Source organism: Paenibacillus sp. PK1-4R (assembly GCF_030369595.1).
Taxonomy (GTDB): domain Bacteria; phylum Bacillota; class Bacilli; order Paenibacillales; family Paenibacillaceae; genus Paenibacillus.
The window spans coordinates 5418423-5429819 of the sequence record NZ_CP126535.1 but is presented as its reverse complement, the minus strand read 5'-3'; the positions used below and the strand labels follow the sequence as shown (position 1 = coordinate 5429819).

Below are 11397 nucleotides of genomic sequence, written 5' to 3'. Positions count from 1 at the left end.
ATCGATTCTCAATGCTCCATCAATTTTCAAGAACAGAACTTGCGATCGGACCTGAAGGTCTGGATGCATTAAAGAATAGTACAGTCGCTGTGCTCGGTATTGGCGGCGTAGGTGGTATTGCTGTAGAAGCTCTTGCCCGTAGCGGTGTTGGGCGCATCATCCTGATTGATAAAGACGTCGTGGACATCACCAATATTAACCGCCAGATTCATGCTCTGACCACGACAGTGGGACAGAAAAAAGCGGACCTCATGGTGGAACGTGTAAAACTGATCAATCCCGAATGTGATGCAATTGCATTAAATATGTTTTACACGGAAGAGACGTATGAGGAATTGTTCAAATATGAACTGGATTATGTGCTGGATGCATCCGACACGATTATCTACAAAATCCATCTCATTAAAGAGTGCCTGAAACGTAAAATTCCGATGATTTCCAGCATGGGTGCGGCGAATAAAATGGATCCAACGAAATTCCAGGTTGCGGATATTTCGAAAACGACCATGGACCCAATTGCCCGTGTTGTGCGTACCACACTTCGCAAAGACGGCATTAAAAAAGGCGTGAAAGTGGTCTTCTCGACTGAAAAGCCGATGAAACCGCGCGAGGACGTAACACAAAAAATCGTTCCAGAGAATGCTCCGGAAATTCGTAAGGCTAAACAGCCACCTGCGAGTAACTCATTTGTACCTCCGGTAGCCGGACTGATTATGGTCAGTGTTGCGATTAAGGATTTGTTAGAAATTGCAGAGAACAAGCAGCAGTAACTTGCTGCCAACTGAAGAAGCGTGGATGCTGATAAGGCATCTGCGCTTTTTGGTGTGATCATACTTCGCAAGACGGAGCGGATGGGACGTCAATCGTCTATGATAGACGAACTGCATACCCGGAGAAATGTCAGAGTTACGTCATGTACTTCAAAGTCAAAACCGTGTATGATATTCACTGCTGCGCGAAATGATGATACATACATAAAGATTTGCGGCATATAGGTTCAATTTAACTTTTTACACGAGAACGGAGAGGACAGAAAAAAGCTGGAGATGCGAAGCGTGCGCCTAAAAGCTTTCTGAAAGAAAGCTACATCGGAAGCATACGCTATCACCAGATTTTCCCTTTGGAGAAGGAAATGCAAAAAAATCTGGGGATAACAGCGATCGGAAGGTTGTTCTGTCCGCGTAGTGGTGGAGTGTAAATACTCAGTTATTCAGCCTATATAGAGAGAGGGGAATAAAACGAAATGAAACACGGATGGATGACCAAACGTCTTGGCATGGAACCAGGAGACCAGTGGAAAAAGGAAGTTGTGGCGGGAGCCATTTCCTATTTTGCCGTGGTCTATATCGTTATGGTCAATGCTACAATTCTTTCCGATGCCGGAATGCCATTGCAGGCAGCTATGGTTGGAACCTTGCTGACATCTATTGCAGGCTGTTTGCTCATGGCATTTGGCGGAAAATCACCGATTATCGTGGTACCCGGAATGGGGATTAATGCATTTTTTACGTATACACTCGTACATTCCATGAAATTAAGCTGGCAAGAAGCACTGGCCGTTGTAACCGTTACAGGTATACTGTTTGCCATTGTTGCGTTTACGTCACTATACAAAATGATCAGCGAAGCAATTCCAAAAAATTTGCAGCATGGCATTACGGTCGGGATAGGTTTGTTTCTGACATTTATCGGTTTGCAAAAAAGTGGAATCGTTATCGCACACCAGACCACGTTTGTTGCGATTGGGCATTTCAATGATCCAAATGTCATTACAGCCTGCGTTACGCTGGTGCTTGCCTTAATTTTATTTATACGGAACGTACAGGGTGGACTTCTGATCAGTATTCTGGTCGGGACAGGTCTTGCCTATGTACTTGGAGCAGTGAACCCGGGTGAGTCCGTATCAGCGATGGATGCGTTGCGTCAATACGGTGGGTTGTTTGGCGAATTGTCTTTGATGAAGCTGGCTGATGTCGCCTTCTGGATCGCAGTATTTTTGCTACTGCTAATTGTGGTGTTCGAAAATATCGGATTAATTACCGCTCAGACACAGATGATTGGTCGTCCAGAGCGGTTCAAAGGAAGTCTGCGCGCCCTATCCATTAGCACCGTGTTGGCAGGTGTATTCGGAAGCAGTCCTCCAGTTGCCGCAGCAGAGACTACAGCCGGAATTGCCGCAGGCGGACGCACAGGTTTGACTCCACTCGTTACAGCTGTGTTATTCGGGGCTACTTTCTTCTTCATCCCGCTACTCGGTTACATTCCGGACAGTGCCATTGCTCCCATTTTGATCATTATTGGTGGCCTGATGGTGCAAGGTGTGAAAGATATGGATTTTGGTGACTTCACAGAGGCATTCCCAGCATTTCTAATCATGGTCATGATTCCATTTACATATAGCATTGTGGACGGTATGGCGTTTGGGTTTATTGCCTATCCATTAGCGAAGCTGGCAGCAGGTCAAGGTAAACAGGTACCTGTGGTCATGTATGGCATTTCCATCCTCTTTTTAGCCAATTTTGTGTTACATGGTATCTTGTAAAGCTATGTTAACTAACAAAAGGCAACGTCATGTAATTTCATACGTATGATCTCTGGTGAGCTGATGGAGAACGGGAGGAACGGGAATGGAAGAACAGCAACAAGCAGGGCATAATGAACCGAAGGTAGGAAAAAAGGGATTTAAGGATTTCGTCAAGCTTATTGCTTCCACGAACCCGCCAAAACTGATCCTGATTCTGGCCCTCATTTTAACCCTGATTCAAACGACGGCCGGACTGATTGTGCCACTGATGACCAAAGGTCTGATTGATGGACTTACCACTTCGGCACTGAACAAATCTGTTATTTTGTTATTGCTTGGGGCATTTGTGATTCAGGCGATTGCCTCAGGTATCAGCATTTATATGTTAAATTACGCAGGACAACGCGTGGTCGCAACGCTTCGCACGAAGCTGTGGAACAAGGTATTGTCGCTGCGAATGCCGTATTTCGATCGCAACCGCACTGGCGATACCATGAGCCGAATTACGAATGATACAAGCCAGATCATGACGTTGATCGCAGACTATCTGGTTTCCTTTGTGTCAAACATCGTTGCCGTTGTGGGTGGTGTGGCGTTACTGTTCTATTTGGATTGGGTGATGTCGCTCATTATCCTGAGTCTGGTGCCACTTACGTTGTTGATTCTGTTGCCGGTCGGGAAGAAGATGTACAAGATCTCCAAGAAACAACAGGATGAGATGGCAGGTCTTACGTCCGTGCTCAGTCAGGTTATTGGCGAGATTCGCTTGGTGAAGGCCTACGGCACGGAGAAACAGGAATCGGAAGCAGGGGATTCCCGAATTCGTAAAATGTTTGCTTTTGGTTTGCAGGAAGCACGCATTCTTGCTTTGATCGGTCCCTTGTTTACATTTGTCATGACTGCCGTGTTGGTCGTTATTCTGGGTGTGGGGGGAATGCGTGTAGCGTCTGGACTGTTGTCGCCTGGTGAACTGGTTGCGTTCATTTTGCTGTTGTTCCAGGTCATTATGCCAATGGGACAATTCACGACGTTATACTCCCGTTTGCAAAAAGTTGTAGGTGCAACGGAGCGCATACAAGCGATCCTTGCCGATGAGGAAGAGCCACATGACAGCACCAAGGTAGCGCCAAAAGGAAATGAGACGATTACATTCCATGATGTGCACTTTTCCTATGTCACAGGTGAGGAAGTGCTGCACGGGATCAATCTGACGGTTCCCACGCGCAAGGTGACAGCCATTGTGGGTCCAAGCGGTAGCGGTAAATCAACACTGTTTTCTTTGATGGAGCAGTTTTATATGCCCGATTCAGGCCACATTTCGTATGGGGGACAAGCCATAACAGATTATTCTTTGGCCTCCTGGCGTAGCAAGATTGGGTATGTATCTCAGGAAAGTCCACTTATGGCGGGCACGATCAAAGACAACATCACGTACGGATTGGATCGTGAGGCCACGATGGATGAGATCCGGCGAGCTGCTGAGATGGCCTATTCTGCCGACTTTATCGACAAGCTGCCACAGGGTTATGACACGGAAGTGGGCGAGAGAGGAATTAAGTTATCCGGGGGCCAACGTCAGCGGATTGCTATTGCTCGTGCCTTACTGCGCAGTCCGGATATTCTTATGTTGGATGAAGCCACATCCAGTTTGGACAGTACCTCAGAATATGAAGTACAACAGGCTTTGTCCAACCTGATGGAAGGCAGAACCACGATTGTGATAGCACATCGGTTGTCCACAGTAGTGGACTCCGATCAGATTGTTGTATTGGAGCATGGACATGTTACCGGAACAGGAACTCATAAGGAATTAATTAGCAATCATCCGGTATACCGTGAATTAGCTCAAAAACAGTTTGTGGCACAGGAAGGAAATGCAGCTACGGTGCAAAACGAAGAGTAATTCTCATTAATGCAGGGTCTCCGTTATACCCATGAGGTATTTCAACGGAGATCCTTTTTCTAGTTCTATAAATTCATAATATTTACAATAGGACCGACATAATCTATATTATAGATACCGACCGTTGGTATGTATAAGGAGGAACTTATGGCCAGAAATAAATACCCTGAGCAGACACTGGACCTGATTCTGACAGTCTCAACTCAAATGTTTACCGAAAAGGGATATGAAAAGACCAGTATTCAAGACATTATAGATGAATTAGGTATGTCCAAAGGTGCAATATATCATCATTTCAAATCCAAGGAGGATATCCTTAGTGCAGTGATGGAGAAGGAGCTTGGGCGGGCAGAAGAGATGTTTATGGAACTCATCCAGAACACGCATGCTCCGGATGCCAGACAGAAGCTCATCAGTATTTTGGAAAATATTATCGTTGATCCTGGAATCCAGTCCAACTCAATTGATCAGGTTCTAAGCACTCAGATCAAGAATCCACAGTTTGTACTTGGTGGAATCAGGAAGGGTGTTCTGAAGGATGCTCGAATTATTGCCGACATTATGGAACAGGGCAAGGAGGATGGGTCCATTTCAGTCGAATTTCCTTTGGAGTGTGCCGAAATATTCATGTTGCTCGTCAACATTTGGATTAATCCCTTACTTTTTGGCCGAGATCAGGGACAGACATTGGAGAGACTCAAGTTTCTACAGCACATGATGAAGCTCTTGGGAGCAGATATCGTTAGCGAACAGCTCATTCAGCGAATTACGAATCGGCATGCCAGCACGGGGGGCTATGCGGAGGCGGAATAAACATACACCTATTGTTTGAAATGGAGAGGGAAAAGATGTTGAAAAGTAGTGAGCTTGCCATATGCAAGACCATAGACATTGATCAATCCATTCAAGATATACAGCTAAATTGGTTGTCAGGAGATATCAGAGTTCTTCCGAGTGTGGATGAACTGATTCACGTCATGCAATATGCGGATGCGTGCTTTTCCAAGCGAAGGCTGCTGCAAGTTAACATACGAGGGGATACCTTAAGCATTGTGGACGGAAGAAAAAGGAGAGGCCTCGTTGGAATAAATATCGGTAGAACAGCATTGGAGATTCAGCTTCCTGCTCGGGTTTTTGATCGTATTTTACTAAACTCCACAGGAGGACAACTCCGGTTGAATCGGCTTTTGGCTACTCGCTGTCAATGTAAGATCACCTCAGGTAGTGTAGATCTATCAGGGAGGATGGAGGAGCTTGAACTGAGCGCAGTGGCATCCGTAGTGAAAGCGCAACACCTTAGTGCAGATAAGCTCAATCTTCAATCCAGTTCAGCCAAGATCGACATTTCGGGGGAGTTTCGTCACTTGCAAATTAACACAACAGGCAGAGGATTAAATATGGACTGTCTCAAGATGCCAGAGAGATTGCATTCCGTATCAACAGGGGCAAAGGCAGTGGTTTCCATTCCAGATAACGAAGGTTTTCAAATTATACTTAAAGAAAGATCAGGAGCGTTTAAAAGTGAATTTGATCTGACTCCCCTTCATGGGGACAGCAACGATCTAATACACAAAAGTGGAAAAAGTGAATTCCATGTGGATATTCGAGGAGGAGCTTTTCATCTAAAATCCAGGAAATGAGACACCGATCGTGTACTGATAATAAAGGGGGCAGATATAATGGCTGGTTGGATCGTAGGAATTAGCTTTTCCTCCATCGTACTGCTAATTGGGATTTACGGCGCATTGAACAGTAGGCGCAGGCTGGCCAGAAACAAGTGGGCCTGGTGGTTTATTTTGTTTGGTTGTTGTGCGCTTGTCAGTGCCATCATTAATTATCAATTCAGATGAGCCTCATATATTACAAAAGTAAGACTACAAAACGGATGTGGCTTTCAATTGCTCTATGTGATATAGTAAGTATCCTTTTGTATTGCCAGATCTAGGTGATGCAGAGCAAAACATATTCTTAGGAGGTAACTGAAACATGTCAGACAGCTTTCAAAGTGCCTATCAAGAAGAAGAGTACAGGTTAGAGCGAACGATGGAGGAAGTGGACAGTCAGCTGGAACGACTTCAGAACATTCCGGTGTATACCGGCCACGACTTCACAGAACAAGTGCTGGAAGCTGGACGCGAAGAGCGCCGCACCGCCTTGTCCAAGAGCGCGCAGCAACCCTATTTCGGACGCTTGGATTTCGAAGAACAGGGCAGTGGTGCACGGAAACCGCTGTATATTGGCAAAATCGGCGTAGACCGCGAAGAGGTGGGAGAGCATCCGCTCGTCATCGACTGGCGTGCTCCTGTCGCCAGCCTGTTTTACTCATTTACCGGAGGCGAAGCCTCCGCTACGTATGAAGCCCCGGAAGGGCTTATTGAAGGTCTGGTATACCTGAAACGAAACGTTGTCATTCGACAGCGGATATTGGAACGTGTGGCGGATACATATAACCGTGACAGCGACCAGCCAGCGGTATCTGATGAATTCCTCGTTTATCGTCTGGGAGAGAACAAGGATAACAAACTGCGTGATATCGTATCTACGATTCAGGCGGAGCAGGATCTGATCATTCGTGCGGCTCGAAATACCGCATTAATCATTCAAGGTGTAGCCGGATCCGGGAAAACAACGGTTGCCCTGCATCGGCTTGCCTTTTTGCTGTATCAGTATAAGGAGCAGGTATCTGCAGAGAAAATGGTTATTTTTGCACCCAACCACATGTTCCTGGATTACATCTCGGATGTGCTCCCGGAACTCGGAGTAGGGGATATTCAGCAGCGGACATTCCCGGATTGGGCGATGAATCTGTTGGGGCTGGAAATGCCTTTGGCGAATACGTCGGATACATTGAACACATGGTTTGAAACACCTGATGCACGACCTGAGTTGAATGATGATGTACCTGGACGTTACAAAGGATCGATCCGTTTCATGGAGCTTATTCGAGAGTGGCTCTCGGGGATGGAAGCGGATTCCGTACCAGATATGGACTTCAGTCCATGGGATGGTAAGGTGCTCAGCAAGACGGAGATCGAGAACTGGTTCGGTGAGGAATACAAACATTATCCGTTGGCCAAACGCAAAGAACGGGTCATGGCGCGAGTTCACCGCTGGATTGAGATGGAACTTAAGAAACCGATGCCAGAAGCTGTGCGCAAAGAACGCAAGAAAAAAGCGTCTACTCGTGAGAAAGCCTATGCCAAAAAATGGCCTCAATACGAGCCGCTTACGTTATACAAACAGCTGTTCAAAGCTGCAAAGGGTGGTTCTGTGCCAGCCTCGCTCAGCGGGCTTATTCCAAAACTAGTCATGAAACAAACGGCAGCAGATCTGAAGCAGGATATCGTCCGTGAAGAGGATCTGCCTGCATTGGTATACATTCATACATTGGTCCATGATATTGAGGGTTCGGAGCGGTTCGATCATGTCGTGATTGATGAAGCACAGGACTTTTCTCCTTTTCATGTGGCGTTATTGGATCAGTTCGTCAAAGGGCATTCCTTCACTATACTGGGTGACTTGTCTCAAGGCATTCATGAGTACCGTGGTGTTCATGCGTGGGAAGAGATGAGTTCTCTGTTTCCTGAGGAACAGAATGCATACTTTGCATTGACCCGAAGTTATCGTTCAACGATGGAAATTATCGATTATGCCAATACGATTCTGGAACGTGGCGTCAAGAGCGGAATTACGGCGATTCCTGTTTTCCGGAGTGGTGATCCGGTTCGGACGCTGGCTTATGGAGGCGAAGGGCGGACGGCGAGTCTGGAGCAGGCTTTGAAGGTGTTAACGGTCAAAGACTACCGAACAGTCTCCATCCTGACCCGTACACTGCATGAAGCAGAGGAACTTCATCGTGAACTTCAGGACGCAGGCTGGGATCTAAACCTGATCGATGGTGGCAAAAAGCAGTACACGGGTGGACACTCCGTTTTACCGGTCTACTTGTCCAAAGGGTTGGAGTTTGATGCCGTTATTGTGGCAGACGTAGACCAGAAGCATTATTTGCCAAATGCGGGTGATGCAAAGCTGTTGTACGTTGGTTGTACACGGGCCTTGCACGAATTGTGGTTGTTCCATGACGGTGTACTGCCGATCTATGCGGCTGCAACACATAATCCCGATGGCGAACCCGTAACCATTCAGGGTTGGCCAGAGCTTGGTTAGATAAAGTTTGCTTATACAAGAAAAGGCATGGCGTTCATGGGAAAATCCCATAAGCGCATGCCTTTTTTGCTTTTGTGCGAGAATTGCTTAATCTTCCAACGAAGAACGACGGGGGAGTTCAAGTTTATGTTACGCTATTTCTCATTTTGGATGAGCGACGGTTCACCAGGAATATACCAACACCAATGAATAAACCGCCTGCTAATGCAAACCACTGAACGTGCTCTCCCAGCAAAATCCAACTCGATAGTACACCAAAGAACGGTGCCAGAAACAGATACGAACTGGTTTGGGCTGGGTCACTATTCTGCAGCAGATAAAACCAGAGTGAAAACTGAATGATGGAGCAAACAAGCGTTAACCAGAGCAGCGCCATAACCGAGGTGGTATTGACCATAAAGTGAGGTTGTTCAGTCCATACGCTCAGCAGAAGCAACGCAGCACCTCCAGCAAGCATCTGATAGGCTGTTAAGACAAAAGTATCATAGCCATTACCCCAGCGTTTGATGAGCAATGTGGACACGGCAAAGGAAATCGCTCCACCAAATCCAATCCAGGTTCCGGGGCTAAAGCTCATCTGCCACCCAAAAGTTAACATTATCCCGATGAAACCGAGTATAACACCGATCCACTGACTGAAACGGTAGGTCACTCTATATAAGAGAGCACTGAGGATAATGACCAGTAGCGGATTGGTAAACGTAATAATGGCGGATTCACCGGATGTAATCCAGTTCATGCTGTAGTAGGCGCAGCCCATCACTCCTGCGGATTGGAACAGACCAATGAGGGTTATTTTCAACCAAGACTGCCATCCAGTAGGCAAAGGACGTTTACGAAGGAACAAGGCCATCAATCCACCAGCCAGTACATAACGTATGCCCATGAGCAGGAAAGGTGGGGCATATAACATGCCGATCTTGCCAACTGGAAAAGAAGTACCCATGATTAGCGTTGTCAAAATGATCAATAGTGTATATTTTAATGGTTTTATGATCCGGGTATCTTTATCATGACTGGAGCTCATAACGTCTGTCCGCTATCTACAGTAATTAGCTGCCCGGTCATGGATTGCTGTTCAAGCGCAGCACAGATCATGTGTGCGATATCCTCAGGTGAGGCAATGTGCTGCAATAACACTTCTCCACCGAGATGATGCATGCGCTCCTCGTTTCCAGCCCACCACCTTGTCGCAACTGCGCCAGGGACGATAGCATTCACCCGAATGTGTGGGGAGAGTGCGTGCGCAAGTGATAATGTCAGACCGTGAACTGCCGCTTTGGAGACGGCGTAAGGGAGGGATGAGCCAGAACCCGTACTTCCTGCAATGCTGCCCAAATTCACGATGGAACCACTACCAGCCTGTCTCATGCCTTCCGTTACTGCACGAGCGCAATGAAACATGCCTTTCACATTCACATCAACCAGCTCATTCCAGACGTCATCTGTAACAGACTCCAGATCGTGCATGGGGATATGACGCGTGATTCCGGCGTTATTTACAAGTGCAGTGATCGGGCCATAGGTTTCAGTTATTGTAGTGACCATCCGCCGGACATCAAGATCATTGGCAACATTGGCTTGAACGGCGAATGCATGGCCTCCCGTATCCAAAATGTGTTGAACAGTCTCTCTTGCTGCCTCTTGTGAGCGGGAATAGTTAACAGCGACCAAGGCTCCGCGTTCAGCGAGCATCTCACTTACAGCACGTCCTATACCTGTTCCACCACCTGTGATCAGAGCAACTCTATTTTTCCAGTATGTCATGCTGAACACTCCTTATCATCATCCAGTCAGATGACTGGTTTGGGATCTACATGAATTGTAGTCCGGTTTACACATGAAGTATAATGATTGGTAATGAAACGGATATCATTTTGAATGATGTCAGAGTGGAGGGACCATGGAGAGCGGGGATCTTAGAATATTTCAGTGTGTTGCACAGGAAGGGAATCTGACCAAAGCTGCTTCTAAACTGGGGTATGTTCAATCGAACGTAACGGCACGAATCCGGCATCTGGAAGCAGAAGTAGGTACAACGTTGTTCATTCGTCATAACCGAGGCATGACGTTATCTCCAGCCGGAGAAATGTTGCTGACCTATGCAGATAAAATTATCGGTTTGCTGAATGATGCTTCCAAGGCGCTTCGGGCGACGAGCACACCATCGGGTCCAATGCGAATAGGGTCTACACAAACCGCTGCGGCCGTGCGACTACCTGAACTTTTCGTCAGATATTATAAACAGTATCCAGATGTCTCCTTGTCACTGGTTACTGGCAATTCGCAGATGCTTATGGATCAGGTGATTGGGTATGAATTGGAAGGGGCTTTCATTGGTTGTCCCTGTGATCATCCCGACATCGTTTCTATTCCCATATTTGATGAAGAACTATTTGTTGTCTATTCTGGTATGGGTCCTACGGAAGAAGATCTTAAGAGTAAACCCATTCTTGTATACAGTATGGGGTGTTCCTATCGTCAGATTTTGGAGGAATGGTTAGAGGTGGGTGGTGTTACCCGCCCAGTAATTATGGAATTTGGAACCCTTGAAGCGATTATTAGTGGGGTTACATCAGGCATGGGAATTTCCTTATTACCAGAGATTGTAATTAGACATCAGATCAAAAATGGATTACTGCGCACGCATACACTCCCCGTAGGTATGAATCGCATGATGACTCATTTTATTACTCGCAAGGATGCCTTTGTCAGCAGTGCACTTCATGCATTTATGGCTATGTTACCGCGAGAGTATGATATGATAGAGAGTGGAGAACCATCAGAAGTGTAATTATATTCA

General features: G+C 46.5%; 10 protein-coding genes. 8 read left to right on the top strand and 2 right to left on the bottom strand.

Annotation, left to right across the window (positions count from 1 at the left end):
• Window positions 1-11 precede the first annotated feature (11 nt).
• From QNO02_RS23575 to QNO02_RS23545, 7 genes are all read left to right on the top strand, one after another.
• Complete coding sequence (locus QNO02_RS23575) at window positions 12-770, top strand: tRNA threonylcarbamoyladenosine dehydratase (protein ID WP_091020457.1); 759 nt, start codon at window positions 12-14, stop codon at window positions 768-770.
• 473 nt (window positions 771-1243) lie between these two features.
• On the top strand, window positions 1244-2542 hold the full coding sequence (locus QNO02_RS23570) for an NCS2 family permease (protein ID WP_133385893.1): 1299 nt from the start codon (window positions 1244-1246) through the stop codon (window positions 2540-2542).
• Between the two features lie 85 nt (window positions 2543-2627).
• Entirely contained in the window at window positions 2628-4427 is a 1800-nt protein-coding gene (locus QNO02_RS23565) for an ABC transporter ATP-binding protein (protein ID WP_289390229.1), read from the top strand.
• A 147-nt stretch (window positions 4428-4574) separates the two neighbouring features.
• Window positions 4575-5240 carry a TetR/AcrR family transcriptional regulator gene (locus QNO02_RS23560; RefSeq protein ID WP_133385891.1) on the top strand — a complete coding sequence of 222 codons (666 nt, stop codon included), beginning with the start codon at window positions 4575-4577 and terminating at the stop codon, window positions 5238-5240.
• A 35-nt stretch (window positions 5241-5275) separates the two neighbouring features.
• Window positions 5276-6067 carry a DUF4097 family beta strand repeat-containing protein gene (locus tag QNO02_RS23555; protein WP_165980257.1) on the top strand — a complete coding sequence of 264 codons (792 nt, stop codon included), beginning with the start codon at window positions 5276-5278 and terminating at the stop codon, window positions 6065-6067.
• A 39-nt stretch (window positions 6068-6106) separates the two neighbouring features.
• A complete protein-coding gene (locus QNO02_RS23550) occupies window positions 6107-6277 on the top strand; it encodes a hypothetical protein (protein ID WP_165980256.1) in 171 nt (56 codons plus the stop codon).
• 136 nt (window positions 6278-6413) lie between these two features.
• On the top strand, window positions 6414-8594 hold the full coding sequence (locus QNO02_RS23545) for a HelD family protein (RefSeq protein ID WP_249911885.1): 2181 nt from the start codon (window positions 6414-6416) through the stop codon (window positions 8592-8594).
• A gap of 124 nt (window positions 8595-8718) precedes the next feature.
• Here the strand turns inward: QNO02_RS23545 and QNO02_RS23540 are convergent, their stop codons facing one another.
• Both QNO02_RS23540 and QNO02_RS23535 read right to left on the bottom strand, forming a co-directional pair.
• On the bottom strand, window positions 8719-9621 hold the full coding sequence (locus QNO02_RS23540) for a DMT family transporter (protein WP_249911886.1): 903 nt from the start codon (window positions 9619-9621) through the stop codon (window positions 8719-8721).
• Complete coding sequence (locus QNO02_RS23535) at window positions 9618-10361, bottom strand: SDR family NAD(P)-dependent oxidoreductase (RefSeq protein WP_289390228.1); 744 nt, start codon at window positions 10359-10361, stop codon at window positions 9618-9620. Before QNO02_RS23535 ends, QNO02_RS23540 begins: the two co-directional genes overlap by 4 nt.
• Window positions 10362-10497: 136 nt before the next feature.
• Between QNO02_RS23535 and QNO02_RS23530 the strand changes: the two genes are divergently transcribed.
• Complete coding sequence (locus QNO02_RS23530) at window positions 10498-11388, top strand: LysR family transcriptional regulator (RefSeq protein WP_289390227.1); 891 nt, start codon at window positions 10498-10500, stop codon at window positions 11386-11388.
• Window positions 11389-11397 lie beyond the last annotated feature (9 nt).